Here is a 19,298-nt window from a genome sequence, read left to right as displayed (position 1 = left end):
TGCCAGGGGCGTGCGCGCCGGATGCGAGCGTGTCAGAGGCGGCGGAGTCCACTCAGCACCCTTTCCAGCAGCGCGCGGTCGGGCTGGCCGGAGCCGTGCCCGGTCCCGAACACGCGGATCCTTCCCTGATCGGCCAGATCACTGAGCAGCACCCGGACCACACCCAGCGGCATTTTCAGCAGCGCCGATATCTCGGCGACGGTACGCATACGACGGCACAGCTCGACGATGGCCCGCAGCTCGGGCATGACGCGCGAGGAGCCCTTGGGGAGCTCCCGGCGCTCGGCCGGTGCTTCGAGCGCAGCCACGAAGGTCTCCACGAGCAGCACATGACCGAAGCGGGTGCGGCCGCCGGTGAGTGAGTAGGGGCGGACCCGGGCGGGGCGGCGGCCTTCGCCGCGCACGGGGAGCCTGCGGGCCGGTTCGGCGGCGGACGTCACTGGGCGCTCTCCTCCATCGATGTGCGCAGCTCGCTGCGGAGTTCGGGGGTGAGGACGTGTCCGGCGCGGCCGACGAAGAGCGCCATGTGGTACGCGACGACGGACATGTCGCAGTCGGGCGTGGCGTGCACGCCGAGCAGTGAGCCGTCACTGATCGACATCACGAAGACGCTGCCCTCCTCCATCGCGACCATCGTCTGCTTGACGGCGCCGCCTTCCATCAGCCGTGCCGCGCCGATGGTGAGGCTGCCTATGCCGGAGACGATCGTGGCGAGGTCGGCGCTGGAGCCCTTGGGTCCTTCCGGGCGCTCGGTGGTGGCCGCCGCGGCGTTGCGGGCGGGGTCGGAGGAGAGCAGCAGCAGCCCGTCGGACGAGACGACGGCTACCGAGCGCACCCCTGGCACCTCCTCCACGAGATTGCTCAGCAACCAGTGCAGATTGCGGGCTTCACTGCTCAGGCCGAATGTCCCGGTCGCAGTCAACTGCGTGCCTCCTCGACTGTGTCCCCCGCTTCTTCTGTTGTTGTACGTGCGCCAGTTGCAGGTGTGCCCTCTGTCTGCTGTGTGATCTCCGCCTCGGCGTCGCGGCGGCCTGAGTCGGCGCCCTGCTGGAAGCCGCCGAGGCGGCGGCGCAGGGCATCGGCGTCGATACCGCCGGTGCGCCCGGTGGGTGCGGCGGCGGGCTTGACGATCTTGGGGGTGCGCTTGGGGAGGCCCTTGTCGGTGACGCGTTCCCGGGCGGGATGCGTGGGCTCGGACTCCACGGCCTCGGGGTCGGCGGCCTCGGGCTCTGGTGCGACCTCCGGCTCCGACTGCGGGTCCGGCAGGCGCATCGAGAATGTCGCTTCATCGATGCCGTCGGCCTCGTCCACCCCGTCGGCCTTGTCGCCGTCCGAGTCGCCGTCCGCCGTTCGCTCGTGCGCGTCCGGCTCCGCCTCGCGGATCGCCTGCTCGGCGGCTGCCACCAGGGGGTCGATACGCCGCGAACTGCCGGGCAGAGCATTGGAGTTGGCCTCCGCAACCGATCCGGGCAGCTTCAGTGCGGGCGCGGATCCGGCCATGGTCACCGTGGGCGACGCGGGCGCCGGCGGACCCGCCGGAAGCAGCCCCTGCGACAGCACGACAACAGCGGCGATCCCGCCGCCCTTCTGCTCGCGCAGCTGGACCCGTACGCCATGACGCGCCGCCAGGAGCGCGGCCACCCGCAGCCCGAGCCCCTCGCCGTCCCGGCCCGTCGGCGCCTGGTACGCCTGCGGGTCCGCAAGGCGGGCATTGAGCTCGGCGATCCGCCCGGCGGTCATCCCTATGCCGCTGTCCTGTACGGAGAGCATCACCTCGCCGCTCTCCAGCAGCCAGCCCGACAGCTCGACCTGGGCGTCCGGCGGCGAGAAGGAGGTGGCGTTCTCCAGGAGTTCGGCGACCAGATGGCTGAGGTCGTCGGCGGCGAATCCGGCGACCTGGGCGTGCGGCGGCAGCGACTGGATGACAACCCGCTCGTACCGCTCGATCTCGCTGACGGCCGCGCGCAGTACGTCGACGAGCGGGACGGGTCCGGGATGCCCGTGGCTGTGCTCGGAGCCCGCGAGGACCAGCAGGTTCTCGCTGTGGCGGCGCATGACGGTCGCCATGTGGTCGAGCTTGAAGAGGGTCGCGAGCCGCTCGGGGTCCTGCTCGCGCTCCTCCAGCTTCTCGATGACGCCGAGCTGACGCTCGACGAGGCCGAGGGTGCGCAGGGAGAGGTTGACGAAGGTGTGCTGGACGGTGTGCCGCAGGCGTTCGAGCTCGGCGGTCAGCAGGTCGGTCTGCTCCTTGAGCTCGGCGCGGCCCGTGGCGAGCTCGGCGGCGAGCGTGTCGCGGGCCCCGGCCAGGTCGCCGCGGTCGCTGTCGAGGCGTTCGGCGCGTACCCCGAGGTCCCACACCTTGCCGTGCAGGGTGTTCAGGGAACGTACGACCTGCGCGAACTCGTCGTTGCGCCCGGTGAAGCGGACCGGCTTCTCGACCTCGGGGGCGGCGGCGAGGCGGGCCGCGCCGATCCGCAGGACGGCGAGCGGGCGGGTGAGCGTACGGGCCACGGCTGCCGAGACTCCGATGGCGACGATCACCAGGCCGCCGAGGAGCGCGACCCGGATCTCCAATGCGGTGACATCGTCGTCGCGCAGCTGCTCGAAGCGCTCGATCCGCTCGGCGGCGAGCGTCGACTCGACGCCGCGCATCTGCTCGATACGGGCGGTGAGCGAGGTTTCGAGCTTCTCGCGGTTGGACTTGCGGTCGGCCTTCGAGAGCTCGGGCTGGTCGGTCAGCCGGGCGAGGTAGATCTCGGCGGTCTTGACCTCGGCCCCGGTGACGGTGGCGGCCAGCGAGTCGCGGGCGTCCTTTCCGGCGGCCCGGTCGAAGTCGGCGAGCGCGGCGAGTTCACGCATCCGGGACTGCTGGGCGGCGGCGCTCAGGGCGTTGCGCGCGGGGGCCGCGGCGTCGTCGTCGTCGCCCTCCACGGGCAGTCCCGTGACCGGGTCGAAGCTCGGGCTGCTCTGCTTGCCGGGCAGCGCCAGCGCGGCCAGCAGCAGCCCGCGGGTCGCGGAGGCCTGCTCGACGGCGAGAGCCAGCTCGGCGGGGGCCCGGGTGCCGTGGGCCGCGCGCGGCGGGGTCTTCTCGGCAAGCTCGTCGCCCAGAGCGTGCAGACTCGCGACGACGGCCGTGTACGCCCTGTGGGCATCCATCGCCGTGCCCTTGCCGGTCAGCGCGGTGCGGCGGACGGAGGGGACGACGGACAGATCGCGGCCCAGGTCGGCGTGGTCGTCGGGGATGCTGGCGCGGATCTCGTCGATCTGCCGGTCGACGCGGGCGCTCAGACCTGCGGAGACCGCGCGCCGGGCGGCCTTGTCGCCCTTCTGGTCCGCGCGGCCCGCGGCGATGTACGCGGTGACCTCGTCGCGTTCGTCGGCGAGCGAGTGGGCGAGGGTGACGGCCTGGCGGTCGAGTCCGGCGAGGGTGACCAGGCGCTGGGACTCGGTCAGTTCGGCGGAGGTGGCGAGGATGCCGGGGGTGCCCGCGGCGACCACCACGATCGTGACGGCGGCGACGCCGGCGACGAGGCGGTTGCGCACGCGCTTGGCGCGACCGCGCTCGGCGGGCTCGGGCGAGGGGTCCTGCGTCCGGGACGGCCGCTTGTTCTGCACCGGTGCTCGCAATCTTGCTTGACTCGTCCACCCATGAAGCAGAGATGACGACCGGTCACACGTGAGAGCCCCCACCCCTGGTACGGCCTACGACCATTCCAGCGCCTTTGGGAGGGAGGCGCGCATCGGCCGCTCCGCCACCCGAAGGAGTGAACATCACCGAGGAGTTGACGAACAACTCGCCCCGGCCACGGATACGGCGGCGCGCGGGGCCGGGCTGGATCTTCCGGCCGGGCTTTGGCAGGATGCGCGCCCGCAGCTTCCCCAGGCCGCGCCGCCGCGTGTCCGGGACCCTTCTGACCTGCTGATACGAGCCATTTGCGGTGTCGTGCGGGCATCGTGAAGGAGTCATGCAGACTGGGGTCATGCGTATCGAACTGGCTAGCGCACCCGGCACCCCCGAGCGGCTCAACGAGGACTGGGCGTCAGTGGCCCTGCCTGCCTCGGGCCAGGGCGGAACGATCGTGGTGCTGGACGGTGTGACGCCTCCGGCGGGCGACGACGGATGTGTGCACGGTGTGCCGTGGTTCACCGCCAGGCTCGGCGGCGCGCTGATCGAACTGTCCGGTTCACGGCGGGATATGACCCTGGCCGAAATCCTCTCCGAGGCAATCCGGCGCACCGCCGACTCCCACAGCGACACCTGTGACCTTTCTCACGTGCGTACGCCTCAGGCGACGGTGGTCCTGGTGCGCTGGGGCGGCCCGGCGGACGCCGTGGAGCATCTGGTCCTCTCCGACTCGACGCTGCTGCTGGAGTCGCCGAACGGGGAGGTCCGCCCGGTGCTGGACGACCGCATCGACCGCCTGCCCCGCGAACTGCTGCGCGCACACGCCACGGCGGACGCACTGCGCAACGCGGAGGGCGGCTTCTTCACGGCGGCGGCGGACCCGGCGGTGTCGGCGCGCGCGGTGACGGGCGCGACGCCCCGGTCCGAGGTCCGCGCCGTGGCGGCGCTCACCGATGGGGCCTCACGGTGGGTCGACATGTTCGGCGAGGGCGACTGGGCCGGCTGCATGGCCCTGCTCCGCAAGGAGGGCCCGCAGGGCCTGATCGACCGGGTCAGGTCGATGGAGACGTCGGCACAGGAGCGGGGTGAGGTGATCCGCTGGAAGCTCCGCGACGACGCGACGGCGGTCTTCGCGGAGCTCTGACGTGTGCGGGATTTCAGCCCGTCCGGCGTTTGAGGACATGCGACCGAAGGTCGCATTCGGGGTCTGGGGCGGAGCCCCAGTGCGGCACGGGACGGGTCGGGGCTGTATCGATGTGCGGCTCCGCCGCGTGGGCCCGCCGCAGGCGGACCGCTCAGCTCCCCGCGCGCGCATTCAGCTGATGCAGCAGCCGCGCCAGCTCCGCGACCTCCCCCCGGTCCCACCCCGCCAGCTTGCTCATGTACCGGTCCCGCCTCGCGTCCCTCACCCGGCGGAATCGGAACAGACCTTCTTCGGTGAGCCGGACGAGTGAGGCCCGACCGTCCGCCGGATCCGGTTCGCGGGTCACCAGGCCGAGCTCGTCCAGCGCCCGCAGCTGACGGCTCATCGTCGCCTTGCCGACGCCGAAGTACGCCGCGAGTTCGGTCGCCCTCTCCTGCCCGGCCTCCTCCAGCCGTACCAGCAGTCCATACGCGGCGGGCTCCAGCTCGGGGTGGACCTCGCGGGCCATCTCGCCCGAGGACGCCCGGGCCCGGCGCAGAAAGACCGCCAACTCCCTTTCCAGAGCAAGGAATTCGCGGTCCACGCCATTCCCGCCCTTCGCGTCCGTTTCACTCCCCGTACCGCTTTCGTGCACGTCAGCACCCCTCGCGCGCTTTCCGGATTCTGAAAGTTTCTTCCGGCGCTTCCCATCGCCGCAGCTCGGCCAGTATTTCGCAGGCGTAGACCAACGGCGTCCCCCTGCCCCCCTTCCACTAGGGGTTCTACGTGCCTAGCTTCATTGCTGACATGTCCACACCACATGGTCCCCGCCATGGATTTCCGCCACGGCATGTCGACAGATCGCCAGATCCCCCACCGAGGTCTTCGGAGGCACGCTATGCCCGTGCACAGATCCCGAACGACCGGCCGGTCGCATCTCGCGGCAGCCGGCACCCTCCTCGCAGTACTGTCCCTGCTCCTCACACTCCCCGGCGCGGCCAATGCCGCCGACCTACCCCCGCGCGGCTCCGCCCACCTGGGCATGGGCGTCATCGCCCACGACGGCCAGGGAGGACTCCCCCGTGACACCCGGGTGGTGCAGACGGAAGGCGTCGACGTCTCCAGTCACCAGGGCAACGTCGACTGGCCCCGCCTGTGGAACAGCGGTGTGAAGTGGGCCTACGTCAAGGCCACCGAGGGCACGTACTACAAGAACCCGTACTTCGGACAGCAGTACACCGGCTCGTACAACGTCGGGATGATCCGCGGCGCGTACCACTTCGCCACCCCCGACACCGCCACCGGCGCCGCGCAGGCCGACTACTTCGTGAACAACGGCGGCGGCTGGTCCCGCGACGGCAGGACCCTGCCGGGCGCGCTCGACATCGAATGGAACCCGTACGGCGCCGCCTGCTTCGGCAAGACGCAGTCCGGGATGGTCACCTGGATCCGCGACTTCCTGAGCCGGTACAAGGCCCGCACCGGGCGCGACGCGGTGATCTACACCGCGACCAGCTGGTGGACCCAGTGCACCGGCAACTACAGCGGCTTCGGCGCGAGCAACCCGCTGTGGATCGCGCGCTACAACACCACGCCCGGCACGCTCCCGGCCGGCTGGGTCTACCAGACGATGTGGCAGTACACCTCGTCAGGACCAATCGTCGGCGACCACGACAAGTTCAACGGAGCGCTGGACCGCGTGGTGGCTCTCGCGAACGGCTGAGCAGAGCGTGACAGCCCGTCCCGCGCACTTGCGCGACCCGTGGGTCACGACCAGTGCGCAGGGCGGGTCAGCCCGGGCGGCAGCCTGGTCGCCGCGTCGCCCTTCGCCGCGTTGAGCTGCGGCTGGGTGACAAAGAAGCTCCCCGTCAGATCCGCGCCCGCCAGGTCCGCGTCCCGCAGATCCGCCCCGATGAGGTCCGCGAGACGCAGATCGGCACCCGTGAGGTCGGCCGCGATGAGATACGCGCCCCGCAGATTCGCGCCCCTGAGGTCGGCGCCACGGAGCTTCGCCCCGATCAGGTCGGCCCCTCGGCGGTCCTTCTTCCTGCGTCCGGCTTCGGCCCGCACCAGTTCGCTCGTACGGAGCAGCAGCACGTTCACGTCCTGCCGGTGCGCCGCCACATCGAGCTTTTCCAGCGCCTCGGGGGCAAGACCGGTCAGGCGCTCGGTCTCCTCCAGCAGCCGGCGGATCTCGCCGTGCAGCGCGCGGGCCGGCCGCAGCTTCAGCGCCTCGGTCAGGTACCAGAGCAGTTCGTGCAGCTGCCGTACAACGGGGAACACCGCGAACATCTGCCGCGCGGTGTCCGGCGCCTGCCGCCAGTCCGTGCCGCCGAAGGTGACCTGGGAGACCTGCTGCCCGGCGCCGAAGCAGTCGTAGACCGTGCAGCCGGGAAAGCCGCTCTGCCGCAGCCGGGTGTGGATGCCGCAGCGGAAGTCCGTGCGCAGATTTGGGCAGGGCTTTCCGGCGTCCTTGTTGATCGCGAAGTCCGCCGACCTGGCGAACGGCAGCGCGGCACAGCACAGCCCGAAGCAGCTCCCGCAGTCGGCCTGCAGGGGGTTTTCCATGCGGTCCATTGTGAACGACCGCGAAGGACCCCCGGCGCACGGGCGCCGGGGGTCCGTCGCTCATCGGGGCCGGGGCCTGAGCCTCAGCCGCACAGACCCGCGGGGCGTTCGCGGGTGACCAGGTCGGTCCAGCCCGTCGTGCCGTCGATCCAGATCACCTGGCGGCCGGTGACCGCGGCCGGGGAGATCTGTTCGCCGCGGTTGCAGGAGACCCGCTCCTGGCGCGATCCGTCGGTGGCCAGCTGCCAGAGTTTCGGCAGTGACTCGTTGCGCAGCGCCGTGTCGGGCAGTGCGCTGTTCACGGTGACCGCGTCGTCCGAGGCTGTGAGGTCGAACGGCATCAGCGCGGACGGCTTGTACTCGGAGCTGATGTCCACCGTGTCCTTGCCGTCCAGGCCCGAGCGGCGGATCCCCATCTGGCCCTGGTCGTTCAGGTTCTCGTCCACCAGCCAGAAGGCGTGCGTCGCATTGATGCCGGTCTGGCCGAGGATCTGCGGTTCGCCGAGCTGCTCCGCGAGGGCGGCCTTGCCGGTCTTGAGGTCGAAGACCTCGACGCCCAGCTTGTAGTCCTCGGGGGTCGGATACAGCTTGGCGTAGGCGAGCCTGCCGTTCTTGATCGCCGGGAGGGCGGTCAGGATCTCGAAGCCGCCGCCGTCGACGAAGGCGGGCTCACGGTCGCCGGGGCGCAGAAAGCCGACGTGCCGGTCGCCGAAGATGCCGAAGCTCTCGAAGACGACGACGCCGTTCTCGACGCGCAGGCCACCGATGTCGGTGGACGAGGTGTACAGCTTCTTGATCGGTCCGCCCGTCAGGGGGCGGGAGAGGATGTCGAGGCTGGTCGTCCCGTACGCCGCCCAGACGACCGTCTTGCCGTCGGTCGCCGGATAGACGTGGTAGCGGCCGTCGTTGGGGCTGATCAGCTTCGGGGCGCCCTTGCCGTCCGTACGGCCCGCGTACACGGAGTACGGCTCCGAGCCGTCGTCGTTGGACTGCGAGGCGGTCCACCAGCCGCCGCCCGCCTGGGCTCCGGTGCCCGCGGTGTTGACCTTGCCGAGCAGCTGGTCGGAGTCGACGCCGAGCGCATCCTCCCAGCCCGGGACGATGCCGTGGGCGTTGAACGAGCGCTTCACGGCGGTGAGCTGCTTCGCGGTGACGCCGAGGTCCTTGGCGGCGGCGAGCACCGCGTTGCGGCCGTCGGTGAAGCCGTCGAGCGGCGTCATGTACTCGGACAGCGCCTTGTACACGATGCTGTCGGCGAGCTGTCCGCCCACGTCCTGACGCAGGTCCCACAGCGCGCCGGAGAAGACGGTGGAGTTGAGGTGCACCCCGCCGCTGTCGGTGCCGTAGGTGACGCCGAGGAAGTTCTTCGAGGTGGTCGCGCCGTCGTTGAGGTCGCGGAAGGCACAGGCCCGCGGCTTCGTCGTACGGCACAGGTCCTCGCCGACGAGTCCGGCGTCCGGGTCGTCCATGGAGACTCCGGACGCTGCGGTGTCGATCGCGTTGCCGAAGTAGTCGGCGAGCGCCTCGTTCATCGCGCCGGACTGTCCGGCGTAGACGAGGTTGGCGGTGTTCTCGACGACGCCGTGCGTCATCTCGTGGCCCACCACGTCGAGGTCGGCGGAGAGCGGCTTGTAGTCCTCGTCGCCGCTGCCGTAGACCATCTTCTGGCCGTCCCAGAAGGCATTGACGTACGGCGTGCCGAACTCGGTCACGCCGACCAGGGAGTTGATCGTCATGCCCCGGCCGTCGAGGCTGTCGCGGCCGTGGTTCTGCTTGTAGTAGTCGTAGACCTTCCCGGCCGCCCAGTGCGCGTCGACCGCGCCGGACTCAGTGGCGTCCTTGCCGAATTCCCTCTCCGCGTGGCTGAATTCCTTCAGCCCGCCGGGCCAGGTTCCCGCCACCTCGCTGACATCGCGGTCGCGGGCGTCCCAGGTGGTGAGGGTGTTCTTGGTGGAGCCCGCCATCCGCGTGGAGTCGATCATCAGGTACTTGTTCGCGGCGGTGTCGAGCTGGAGGTCGAGGTCGACCTTGGCCTTGTCGAGCTTGACGCCGCTGCCCTTGATGGCGGCGGCCGGGTCGGCCTCGGCCGCGCGGACGCCCGCCGGGGCCGCCTTCGCGGTGGCGCCGGACGCGGCGGTCCCCTTTGCGGTCAGCGTCTTGATGCCGCTGAACTGCAGCACCGGGTAGCCGGCGCGGGCGTCGATGTAGACCTGCTGGAGCACCGGTTCGCCGGTGGTGGGGTTCGTGCCGCGTACGGTCACGTGGTGGGCGAGGATGCCCTCGCCGCGCGGGATCACCACGAGGCCGCCCGCGCTGCCGGTGAGGGCCGCCGCCTTCGCGGACTTGGCGCCCTTGCCGCGTATCGCGTCGGCCTTGCTGAGCGTCTTGCCGCCGAGGCGTGCGGCGGTCGCGGCGACCGCGCGGCGTACCGCGGTGTCCTTGGTGACGCTCGCCTTGGTGCCGGTCTTCAGACCGGTGAAGTACTTGCCGGAGGTGCCGGTGACGACGCGCTTGCCGCCCTTGGACTCCATCCGTACGACGTACTGGCCGCCGAACACCGGTATGCCGTGGTGCTTCTGCTGAAGCCGCACGGTCTCTTCCGCGCCATTTTTGACGGTCCCCATCGGCGCGAGGTCGCGCCGCGCGTCGGCGATCTTGTAGCGGCTCTCCTTGGCGGCGAGATGGCCGCGGGCCGCGTCCGCCGGGCTTGCCTTGGCGTCCGCCGTCTCCCTGATTCCGTCGACGAGCGACGGGGTGGCCGTCTCCGCCCCCGGAAGGACATCGGCGGGCGGTGCGGTGGCCGGCGGGGCGGCCGCCTGGGCCGGTACCGCCGTCAGCAGCAGCCCGGCCGCGCCGAGCAGTGCCGCGAGACCGGTCCCCCTGGAAATACCCGATCTCTGTGTGCTTGTCCTGGCCTTGCGCACAGTACGTACCCCTCCCACGTGCTGGTCAAGCCGTAAAGGTGGTCATGGCCATGCAACCTGCGGGACGCCAACCGATCAATGTGGCCAGCATGTTGACAAGTGGACACGCACACTTGTGTGGCCCGTGAAGAGGGAGTGAGAATCCGACGCATGAGCGAGGGGGAACTGCACACCCTCGGCCTGGGGGAGGCCGAGGAACGCATCTACGAGGCACTGCTCAAGGAACGGGCCACCGGGGCCGAGGAGTTGGCACGCCTGCTGGGCCTGCCACGCGACCGCCTCGACCGGGCGCTCGGCCATCTGGTCGAGCACGGCCTCGCGCTGCCGGCGGACGGCGACGCGCTGCCGCATCCGGCGGCGCCGGACGCCGCGATCCGTACGCTCATCCATCGCCGCCAGGCCGAACTGCACTTACGGTCGGCCGAGCTGGAACGATTACGGATGACCGCGGACCGGCTGGCGGGCCGCCTGATGTCGGGGGCGACCGGCGCACCCGAGCGTGGCATCGAGGTGGTGACGGGTCCGCGGGCGATCGGCGAACGGGCGGAGTATCTGCTCGCCACGGCAGAGCGGGAGGTCGCCATCCTGGACCGCTCGCCGTACGGGAAGGGGTCACGCGGGGACGGCAGTTCACGCGCACCGGCACTGGACATCGAGGGGCTACTGGACCGCGGGGTGGAGGTGCGGACCGTCCTGGACCGGGACGGGCTCGCCCGTCCCGGCCGGATGGGCTCGGTGACCGGCCTCGTCGAACAGGGCCTGCGGGCACGGGTCGCGGCGGCGGTGCCCACCGAACTGATCACCGTGGACCGGCGGATCACCCTGCTTCCGCCGGCCGACCGGGCCGACCCGAGGGCATCCGCGCTGGTGATCGGCGACGCGTTGCTGCGCAATGCGCTGATGCCGCTGTTCGAGACGGTGTGGGACCGGGCCACGCCGCTCGGCGGTTCGGGCGGGGCATGCGACGACGGGGCCCTCGCGAAGGCCCAGAAGGAGCTGCTGGGCCTGCTCGCCTCGGGCCTCAAGGACGAGGCGATCGCCCGCCGCATGGGCGTCCATGTGCACACGGCGCGCAGAAGGATCAGCCGTCTGCTGGAGACGCTCGGCGCCGAGACCCGCTTCCAGGCCGGGGCGCAGGCGACCTTGCGGGGCTGGCTGGACTGACGGCCGCAAACAGGCAAGATGGCCGGATGAAGTGGATCGCTCCGGGGCTTCGCCCGAAGAGGCTGCTGAGGTGGCCCGCTATAGCCCTGCTCGCCGCCACGACGGCGTGCGGCGGTCCGGTTTCGGCCGCGCCCGACGCGGGGGACGAGTCCCCCTTGCCGCCACCGCCCGCGCCACAGTCCTCGGCGACTGCTTTCGCGGGCCTGTCGTCGGCCGGCGTACTGCTCGACAAGGACGGCCAGCATTTCTGTTCCGCGAGCGTCGTCGACAGCCCCAAGGGCAATGTCATCGCCACCGCCGCGCACTGTGTCTTCGAGTACGGCAGCTATATGGAGAACGTCACCTTCGCCCCCAGCTTCAGCGGCCCGGGTGCGGGCAAGGCGCCGTACGGACGGTGGAAGGTCCGCGCCATCCAGGTGGACGCCCGCTGGCGCGCCGACGCCGAGGACTCCGACACCGTGGACTACGCCTTCCTGACGCTGGAGCCGGACGCCAAGGGCCGCAATGTCCAGAACGTCGTGGGCGGGACGCCCGTCGACTGGACGGCGGTGCCGGCCCGCCGGGTCACGGTCGTCGGCTACCCCAACCCCGACCACAATCCGGACAACCGCCCGATCGCCTGCACCACCGACACCGAGCCGGATCCCGAACTGGCCGGATCCGTACGGATGGACTGCTCCGGTTTCTGGGACGGCACGAGCGGCGGTCCCTGGCTCGCGGGCTACCGGGACCCGAAGCATCCGGGCCGCCTCATCGGGGTGACCAGCGGCGGCGACACGGACAGTGTGTCGACGGCGGTGCGCTTCAACGCGAACGCTCGCAAGCTGTACGACAAGGCCGCGAAGCAGTAGCGCAGAGCCCCGGGTGGAGGCCGTCAGCCTTCCATCCGGGGCTCGTCGATCGTGCTCAGGCCGCGGCCTCCACCGGCACATCCGCCGGTGAGAGCGCGATCTCCAGCACCTGGAGCACATCCGTGACCGGGTGCACATCCAGCTTCTCGAGGACCTCCGCCGGGACGTCGTCCAGGTCCGCCTCGTTCCGCTTGGGGATCACGACCGTCGTGATGCCGGCCCGATGGGCGGCGAGCAGCTTCTGCTTCAGACCGCCGATCGGCAGGACCCGCCCGGTCAGCGACACCTCACCCGTCATCGCCACATCCGTACGCACCAGGCGGCCGGACAGCAGCGACGCGAGCGCCGTCGTCATCGTGATGCCCGCGCTCGGGCCGTCCTTGGGGACCGCGCCCGCCGGGAAGTGGATGTGCATGCCCCGGTCCTTGAGGTCGGCGACCGGAAGCTCCAGCTCCGCGCCGTGCGAGCGCAGGAAGCTCAGCGCAATCTGCGCGGACTCCTTCATCACGTCGCCGAGCTGTCCGGTCAGCGTCAGCCCCGCCGCGCCCGTCTCCGGGTCGGCGAGAGAGGCCTCGACGAACAGGACGTCGCCGCCCGCGCCGGTGACGGCGAGGCCGGTGGCCACGCCCGGCACGGCCGTACGGCGCTCGGCCGGGTCCTGCGCGGACTCGGGCACATGGTGCGGCCGCCCGATCAGGCCGCGCAGCTGCTCGGCGCCGATCGTGAACGGCAGCTCCTGGTCGCCCAGTTCGTGCTGGGCCGCCACCTTGCGCAGCAGCCGGGCAACCGAACGCTCCAGGTTCCGTACGCCCGCCTCACGGGTGTACTCGCCCGCGAGCTTGCGCAGCGCCGACTCCTCGATGATCACCTCGCCGGGCTCCAGGCCCGCCCGCTCCAGCTGGCGCGGCAGCAGGTGGTCCCGGGCGATGACGACCTTCTCGTCCTCGGTGTAGCCGTCGAGCCTGACCAGCTCCATCCGGTCGAGCAGGGCCTCGGGGATCGCCTCCCGCACATTGGCCGTGGCCAGGAAGACGACATCGCTCAGGTCGAGTTCGACCTCCAGGTAGTGGTCGCGGAAGGTGTGGTTCTGCGCCGGGTCCAGGACTTCGAGCAGGGCGGCCGCGGGGTCGCCGCGGAAGTCCGAGCCGACCTTGTCGATCTCGTCGAGGAGGACGACCGGGTTCATCGAACCGGCCTCCTTGATCGCCCGGACGATCCGGCCGGGCAGGGCGCCGACGTAGGTGCGCCGGTGGCCGCGGATCTCCGCCTCGTCCCGTACGCCGCCGAGCGCGACCCGTACGAACTTGCGTCCCATGGCATGCGCCACGGACTCGCCGAGGGAGGTCTTTCCCACGCCGGGCGGGCCGACGAGCGCCAGAACCGCGCCCCCGCGCCGCCCGCCGACCACGCCCAGCCCCCGGTCGGCGCGCCGCTTGCGCACCGCCAGGTACTCGGTGATCCGTTCCTTCACGTCCTGCAGACCCGAGTGCTCGGCGTCCAGGATCGTCTTGGCGCCCTGGATGTCGTACTCGTCCTCGGTTCTTTCGTTCCAGGGCAGTTCGAGGACGGTGTCGAGCCAGGTGCGGATCCAGGAACCCTCGGGGCTCTGGTCACTGGAACGCTCCAGCTTCTCGACCTCCTTGAGGGCGGCATCGCGCACCTTCTCGGGGAGGTCGGCGGCCTCGACACGGGCCCGGTAGTCGTCGGACTCGTCCTCGCCGTCCTCACCGTTGAGCTCGCGCAACTCCTTGCGTACGGCTTCGAGCTGGCGGCGGAGCAGGAACTCGCGCTGCTGCTTGTCGACGCCTTCCTGGACGTCCTTGGCGATCGACTCGGCGACGTCCTGCTCGGCGAGGTGCTCGCGCAGCTGCTGGGTGGCGAGCTTGAGGCGGGCCACCGGCTCGGCGGTCTCCAGGAGTTCGATCTTCTGGGCGGTGGTCAGGAAGGGTGAGTAGCCGGAGTTGTCGGCGAGCTGCGAGACGTCGTCGATCTGCTGGACGCGGTCGACGACCTGCCAGGCGCCGCGCTTCTTCAGCCAGTCGGTGGCAAGTGCCTTGTACTCCTTGACCAGCTCGGTGACCGAGCCGGGCAGCGGGTCGGGCAGGGTCTCCTCGACGCGCGAGCCCTCGACCCAGAGCGCGGCGCCCGGTCCCGTGGTCCCCGCGCCGATCTTCACCCGGCCGCGGCCGCGGATGAGCGCGCCGGGGTCGCCGTCCGAGAGCCGGCCGACCTGCTCGACGGTCCCGAGCACGCCGGTCGCTGTGTACGTCCCGTCGACGCGTGGAACAAGCAACACGGTCGGCTTGCTTGCACCACTGGAACGCGCGGCGGCCTGAGCGGCCTCCACCGCGGCTCGTACATCGTTGTCGGACAGGTCGAGCGGCACCACCATTCCGGGCAGCACGACCTCGTCGTCGAGCGGCAGCACGGGCAGGGTGAGCGGTGTGGACGTCGAAGCCATGATCTCCCCTTAGGCAGTCAAGTTGAGCTGTATGGACTCAATGCATGAAGCCGCGGAGTTGTTCCCCCGGGGGCGTTCGCTCTGAGCGATCAGGCATGGCGCAATTTCCCAGGGGCCAGCCGACTGATCGGCCACACTGCAGCGACAGGCCGATGACATGTGCTCGTGCGATACGGACGGCAGGTGGGCGCGTGCGAGGAACGAGGCAGGGCCGGTGCGGGGCGGCGGGAATGCTGCTGGGTGTCCTGCTGGCGGCGGGGTGCGCGTCGGGCGAGGGCGGGGACGGGGGCGCTGATTCAACCCGCGCGGAGCCCTCTGCTCCCACGACGCCCGCCCCCACGACACCCGCCGCCGCGCGGCCGCTCGTCCACGTGACCGTCACCGGTGGCATCGCCGGCGTACGCAATGACCTTCTCGTCCGGGACGACGGCACCTACACCACGTCCACGAAGACCGGCCCCAAGGGCTCCGGCAGGATGACGCCCGCCGAGCTGGCAGAACTGCGGCGGGCTCTGGACAAGGCGGACTTCGCGCGGCTTCCCAGCGAGGCCACCGGCAGTCCCGTCGCGGACGGGTTCACCTACCGGATCACGTACGCCGGCCATACCGTCACCACGGACGAGACGACGCGGCTACCCGCCCTGCGGGACGTATTCGCCGCGCTCCCCGACGACTGACCGGCGCACCCGCGCACTCCCCCGCGACCATCGGCGTACGGCGGGCCAGCAGGCGATACCGGCCAGCAGCGCGAGCGGGTGGCCCCAGTTGGTGAGCGGGTCCGCGAAGGCCAGCAGGTCCTGGACCTGCATCAGGACGACGAAGCCGAGCAGCGTCCCGCGCTGGATGGGGCCGAGCAGTCCGGCGAGGGCGCCGATGCTCGCCATCAGGCCGAAGCTGATGCCGTAGTCGAGGCGGTGCAGCGACGTGGCGGGCAGATGCCCGGCCATGACGGAGACCGCCACGGGTATCTCGGTGGCCAGGGTCGCCCCGACATGGCCCAGCAGGAACACCCCCGCGGTGCGCCGGCCGCCGATGCGGCGCTCCAGCGCGGTGAGGGTGAAAAGGAAAGCGACGGCGTACGGGGACGCCAGGCCCCCCGCGACCCAGAGGGCGCTCGCTCCCAGAACAAGGAGCGGAGTGTGGGCCAAATGGGCGACATCGGTACTGGATCCATGGAGCAGCAGGGAGACGGTTGCCGGGTCGCCGTACTCCACGAAGAGCGAGGTGGCGATCAGGACGAGCGCGTAGCCGAAGGTGAACGGCGTGCCGGTCGGCGTGGGCAGCAGCCGCAGCGCGCGGCGCCACAGGGGCCGTGGCAGACCGGGGGCGGGCGCGGGCGTCGGGGCCGGCGGGGGCGCGAGTGCGGGTGCCGCCGCCCGCATCACCGTGCGCTGGGCCGGGATGCCGCCCAGCAGCTCCTGGCCCGTCGCCGGGTCGCGCGTTGAAAGCTGGTCCACGCGTGAGGCCCCTCTCGTTCAAGCCCGAACGAACCCCCACCCAACGCGATCACCATGACCCCCGTCTATGACCTGCGCCACACGAGGCAACCTTCACGCCACCTCGGACGTCGTGTGCACGCCACACTGCGCCAACCAGCTGTGAGTCCACTGTGGATCAGCTGTGAACCGACCGGGAAGCGACTATGGCACCGCCGGAGCCGCACCGGCCGAAACCATTTGTCCCGCTCGCCCCATCCCTGCACCATGGCCACCTGTACGCGTCCGCACCGTCGCCAGGAGGTCACCGCCATGCCGCTTCATGCCGACGCACCCGTCACCCTCGACCGCCGTGAGGGGCCCCACGGGGAGGTCGTCCTGAGGCAGCGCGGCGGGCACCACGAGATCATCGCCAACGGGTGCTTCCTCATGGACACCTCCGACGGCCGCTCCGAGCGTCTTCTCGTCGACGCCGCCTACGACGCGCTGGCCACAGGCCGTACCGCTCCCACCCTCCTCATCGGCGGACTCGGCGTCGGCTTCTCCCTGGCGCGCGCCGCGGCCAACCCCCACTGGCGGCGTATCGCCGTCGTCGAGCGCGAGCAGGCGATCATCGACTGGCACCGTTCGGGACCGCTCGCACGGATCTCCGGCGACGCGCTCGCCGACCCCCGCAGCGTGATCCTTCACACGGACCTCGTCACCCATTTGGGCACGACCACGGACCGCTACGACGCACTTTGTCTGGACATCGACAATGGGCCGGACTGGACCGTCACGGACGACAACGGAAGTCTCTACTCACCGGCCGGACTCGCCGCCTGCCAGGGGCGGTTGGAGCCCGGCGGCGTGCTCGCCGTCTGGTCCGCCAAGCCCTCCCCCGCATTTGAGGACGCGTTGCGGAATGCCGGATTCACCGGGGTAAGAACCGAAGAGATCCGGGTTGCCCGGGGAGTACCCGACGTGGTCCATCTCGCTGTTCGCCCTGCGTAGCCGGGATGCCTTCAATGCCCTTACGCTGCTGACCTACACACGGGGATCTACACCGGCATGCAGCTCGCGAGAACGCGTACAGGGGCGGGGCCATGGAGCAGACACACACCACGCACAACGGCGTCGCGGCCACACCCGGCGCCCAGCGCCGCGTGCTGGTCGTCGAGGACGACTCGACGATCGTCGATGCCATCGCCGCCCGTCTGCGGGCCGAGGGCTTCCTCGTCCAGACGGCCGTGGACGGGCCGGCCGCCGTCGACGCGGCCGAGGCCTGGCAGCCCGACCTGATGGTGCTCGACGTGATGCTGCCGGGCTTCGACGGCCTGGAGGTCTGCCGCCGGGTCCAGGCCCAGCGCCCGGTCCCCGTGCTGATGCTCACGGCGCGCGACGACGAGACGGACATGCTCGTCGGCCTCGGTGTCGGCGCCGACGACTACATGACCAAGCCGTTCTCGATGCGGGAGCTCGCGGCACGCGTGCATGTGCTGCTGCGCCGCGTCGAGCGCGCCGCACTCGCCGCCGTGACTCCGCGCAGCGGCATCCTGCGCCTCGGCGAGCTGGAGATCGACCACGCCCAGCGCCGGGTCCGGGTGCGCAGCGAGGACGTGCATCTCACGCCGACCGAGTTCGACCTGCTGGTCTGCCTGGCGAACACCCCCCGCGCCGTCCTCTCCCGCGAGCAGCTGCTCGCCGAGGTGTGGGACTGGGCCGACGCGTCCGGCACCCGGACCGTCGACAGCCACATCAAGGCCCTGCGCCGCAAGATCGGCGCCGAGCGCATCCGCACGGTCCACGGCGTCGGCTACGCGCTGGAGACGCCGGCGCCATGAGCGCCATGAGACGGCGGCGGCCCTGGGACGGGCTGCCCGCTCGCCAGGGCTGGCGGAACTGGCTGCGTTCGGTCTCCATCTCGATCTCGATCAAGACCAAGCTGGGCACGCTCGTCGTCGTCTCGGTCTTCATCACCACCGGCCTGCTGCTGGTCGCCCTGCGCACCGAGACCGAGCTGCGCTTCATCACCGTCTTCTCGGTGATCGCCACGCTGCTGATCACCCAGTTCGTGGCGCACGGCCTGACCGCCCCGCTGGACGAGATGAACACCGTGGCCAAGGGCATATCGCACGGTGACTACACCCGCCGCGTGCGCGGCGCGGACCGCCGCGACGAGCTCGGCGACCTCGCGTCCACGATCAATCGCATGGCGGACGACCTGGAGGCCGTGGACCAGCACCGCAAGGAGCTGGTGGCCAACGTCTCGCACGAGCTGCGCACCCCGATCGCCGCGCTGCGCGCCGTGCTGGAGAACGTCGTCGACGGGGTCTCGGCCGCCGACCCGGAGACGATGCGCACGGCACTGAAGCAGACGGAGCGCCTGGGCCGTCTGGTCGAGACGCTGCTGGATCTGTCCCGGCTCGACAACGGCGTCGTACCGCTGCGGGCCCGCCGTTTCGAGGTGTGGCCCTACCTGTCCGGGGTGCTGAAGGAGGCCAATCTGGCCGCTGCCCAGCGCGGTCTGACCTCGGGGTCCGGCCACCACACCCGTACCGACGTCCATCTGCACCTGGATGTGTCGCCGCCGGAGCTGACCGCGCACGCGGACGCGGAGCGGCTCCACCAGGTGGTGGCCAATCTGATCGACAACGCGGTCAAGCACTCGCCGCCGCACGGCCGTGTGACCGTACGGGCCCGGCGCGGCCCGCTGCCGGAGTCCCTCGACCTGGAAGTGGTCGACGAGGGTCCCGGCATCCCGGAGCAGGAGCGCCACCGGGTCTTCGAGCGGTTCAACCGGGGCACTGTCACCGCCCCGCACGGCAAGGGCAGCGACGGCGGTACGGGCCTGGGCCTCGCGATCGCGCGCTGGGCCGTCGATCTGCACGGCGGACGCATCGGGGTGGCCGAATCGTCCCGTGGCTGCCGCATTCTCGTGACCCTTCCGGGGATCCCCTCGGCACGCGGTTGACGTAGGGTTCGAACCGGAAGCGCGCATTCTGCGTGTACGTGGTGAGAGCGCGGCCGAAATGCGGCCAGTACGCCCTCCTGGGTGCGAGGCAGTGGGTCGCAGCCGCGGTGAGTCGTACCCGCGAAAAACGGAACCGAGCTTGTTTCCCGCCATTCCTTGCCCCGAAACCCGCCGATCGGTGTGACTTGCGCGA

General features: G+C 70.9%; 16 protein-coding genes. 8 read left to right on the top strand and 8 right to left on the bottom strand.

The genetic code is table 11. The annotated features are described in order from the left end of the window. Positions 1-32: 32 nt before the first annotated feature. Genes OOK40_RS28825 through OOK40_RS28815 form a run of 3 tightly spaced genes read right to left on the bottom strand, consistent with a single transcriptional unit; the run spans position 33 to position 3,615 of the window. A complete protein-coding gene (locus OOK40_RS28825) occupies positions 33-440 on the bottom strand; it encodes a DUF742 domain-containing protein (RefSeq protein WP_266487319.1) in 408 nt (135 codons plus the stop codon). Next, the gene (locus OOK40_RS28820) at positions 437-922 is read right to left on the bottom strand and encodes a roadblock/LC7 domain-containing protein (protein WP_266487317.1); all 486 of its coding nucleotides are present in this window, start codon (positions 920-922) and stop codon (positions 437-439) included. The genes OOK40_RS28825 and OOK40_RS28820 overlap by 4 nt, the downstream gene beginning before the upstream one ends. After that, on the bottom strand, positions 919-3,615 hold the full coding sequence (locus OOK40_RS28815; RefSeq protein WP_266487316.1) for a nitrate- and nitrite sensing domain-containing protein: 2,697 nt from the start codon (positions 3,613-3,615) through the stop codon (positions 919-921). The genes OOK40_RS28820 and OOK40_RS28815 overlap by 4 nt, the downstream gene beginning before the upstream one ends. Before the next feature lie 365 nt (positions 3,616-3,980). On the opposite strand from OOK40_RS28815, the gene OOK40_RS28810 reads away from it, so the two are divergent. Next, a complete protein-coding gene (locus OOK40_RS28810; RefSeq protein ID WP_266487717.1) occupies positions 3,981-4,769 on the top strand; it encodes a hypothetical protein in 789 nt (262 codons plus the stop codon). Positions 4,770-4,920: 151 nt separating this feature from the next. Here OOK40_RS28810 and OOK40_RS28805 read toward each other — a convergent pair whose 3' ends face one another. After that, positions 4,921-5,403, bottom strand: coding sequence for a MarR family winged helix-turn-helix transcriptional regulator (locus OOK40_RS28805; RefSeq protein ID WP_266487314.1), 483 nt, complete (start codon positions 5,401-5,403; stop codon positions 4,921-4,923). 243 nt (positions 5,404-5,646) lie between these two features. Here OOK40_RS28805 and OOK40_RS28800 point away from each other — a divergent pair, with 243 nt between their 5' ends. Continuing rightward, a complete protein-coding gene (locus tag OOK40_RS28800; protein ID WP_266487313.1) occupies positions 5,647-6,471 on the top strand; it encodes a lysozyme in 825 nt (274 codons plus the stop codon). Positions 6,472-6,515: 44 nt separating this feature from the next. On the opposite strand, the gene OOK40_RS28795 is transcribed toward OOK40_RS28800, so the two are convergent. Then, positions 6,516-7,316, bottom strand: a complete 801-nt coding sequence (locus OOK40_RS28795; RefSeq protein WP_266487312.1) for a pentapeptide repeat-containing protein — start codon at positions 7,314-7,316, stop codon at positions 6,516-6,518. A gap of 83 nt (positions 7,317-7,399) precedes the next feature. Beyond that, on the bottom strand, positions 7,400-10,240 hold the full coding sequence (locus OOK40_RS28790) for a M4 family metallopeptidase (protein WP_266487311.1): 2,841 nt from the start codon (positions 10,238-10,240) through the stop codon (positions 7,400-7,402). A gap of 150 nt (positions 10,241-10,390) precedes the next feature. Here OOK40_RS28790 and OOK40_RS28785 point away from each other — a divergent pair, with 150 nt between their 5' ends. Together OOK40_RS28785 and OOK40_RS28780 are read left to right on the top strand one after the other, a co-directional pair. After that, positions 10,391-11,404, top strand: a complete 1,014-nt coding sequence (locus OOK40_RS28785) for a LuxR family transcriptional regulator (RefSeq protein WP_266487310.1) — start codon at positions 10,391-10,393, stop codon at positions 11,402-11,404. A gap of 155 nt (positions 11,405-11,559) precedes the next feature. Next, positions 11,560-12,255 carry a serine protease gene (locus OOK40_RS28780; RefSeq protein ID WP_266487309.1) on the top strand — a complete coding sequence of 232 codons (696 nt, stop codon included), beginning with the start codon at positions 11,560-11,562 and terminating at the stop codon, positions 12,253-12,255. Between the two features lie 55 nt (positions 12,256-12,310). Here OOK40_RS28780 and lon read toward each other — a convergent pair whose 3' ends face one another. Beyond that, positions 12,311-14,716 (bottom strand): endopeptidase La, encoded by a 2,406-nt coding sequence (gene lon, locus OOK40_RS28775; RefSeq protein WP_266487308.1) that lies wholly within the window; start codon positions 14,714-14,716, stop codon positions 12,311-12,313. A gap of 191 nt (positions 14,717-14,907) precedes the next feature. On the opposite strand from lon, the gene OOK40_RS28770 reads away from it, so the two are divergent. Beyond that, complete coding sequence (locus OOK40_RS28770) at positions 14,908-15,393, top strand: protealysin inhibitor emfourin (protein WP_266487307.1); 486 nt, start codon at positions 14,908-14,910, stop codon at positions 15,391-15,393. Here the strand turns inward: OOK40_RS28770 and OOK40_RS28765 are convergent. Beyond that, complete coding sequence (locus OOK40_RS28765; RefSeq protein WP_266487306.1) at positions 15,349-16,173, bottom strand: rhomboid-like protein; 825 nt, start codon at positions 16,171-16,173, stop codon at positions 15,349-15,351. The two genes, OOK40_RS28770 and OOK40_RS28765, sit on opposite strands and share 45 nt — an antisense overlap. Before the next feature lie 291 nt (positions 16,174-16,464). Between OOK40_RS28765 and OOK40_RS28760 the strand changes: the two genes are divergently transcribed. From OOK40_RS28760 to OOK40_RS28750, 3 genes are all read left to right on the top strand, one after another. Beyond that, a complete protein-coding gene (locus OOK40_RS28760; protein WP_266487305.1) occupies positions 16,465-17,145 on the top strand; it encodes a spermidine synthase in 681 nt (226 codons plus the stop codon). Between the two features lie 92 nt (positions 17,146-17,237). Beyond that, positions 17,238-17,975 carry a response regulator transcription factor gene (locus OOK40_RS28755; RefSeq protein WP_266487303.1) on the top strand — a complete coding sequence of 246 codons (738 nt, stop codon included), beginning with the start codon at positions 17,238-17,240 and terminating at the stop codon, positions 17,973-17,975. A 5-nt stretch (positions 17,976-17,980) separates the two neighbouring features. Next, on the top strand, positions 17,981-19,105 hold the full coding sequence (locus OOK40_RS28750) for a HAMP domain-containing sensor histidine kinase (RefSeq protein ID WP_266487716.1): 1,125 nt from the start codon (positions 17,981-17,983) through the stop codon (positions 19,103-19,105). Positions 19,106-19,298: the final 193 nt, after the last annotated feature.

Source organism: Streptomyces sp. NBC_01481 (assembly GCF_026339995.1).
In the GTDB taxonomy this organism is placed as follows: domain Bacteria; phylum Actinomycetota; class Actinomycetes; order Streptomycetales; family Streptomycetaceae; genus Streptomyces.
Note: the sequence above shows the minus strand (reverse complement) of the source record. Positions and strands in the feature narration are given on the sequence as shown.

Bases quoted from the DNA above. Each gene is read 5' to 3' on its own strand.
- OOK40_RS28810 (WP_266487717.1), top strand. From the start codon at position 3,981: ATGCGTATCGAACTGGCTAGCGCACCCGGCACCCCCGAGCGGCTCAAC.
- OOK40_RS28800 (WP_266487313.1), top strand. From the start codon at position 5,647: ATGCCCGTGCACAGATCCCGAACGACCGGCCGGTCGCATCTCGCGGCA.
- OOK40_RS28795 (WP_266487312.1), bottom strand. From the start codon at position 7,316: ATGGAAAACCCCCTGCAGGCCGACTGCGGGAGCTGCTTCGGGCTGTGC.
- OOK40_RS28785 (WP_266487310.1), top strand. From the start codon at position 10,391: ATGAGCGAGGGGGAACTGCACACCCTCGGCCTGGGGGAGGCCGAGGAA.
- lon (WP_266487308.1), bottom strand. From the start codon at position 14,716: ATGGCTTCGACGTCCACACCGCTCACCCTGCCCGTGCTGCCGCTCGAC.
- OOK40_RS28760 (WP_266487305.1), top strand. From the start codon at position 16,465: ATGCCGCTTCATGCCGACGCACCCGTCACCCTCGACCGCCGTGAGGGG.
- OOK40_RS28755 (WP_266487303.1), top strand. From the start codon at position 17,238: ATGGAGCAGACACACACCACGCACAACGGCGTCGCGGCCACACCCGGC.
- OOK40_RS28750 (WP_266487716.1), top strand. From the start codon at position 17,981: ATGAGACGGCGGCGGCCCTGGGACGGGCTGCCCGCTCGCCAGGGCTGG.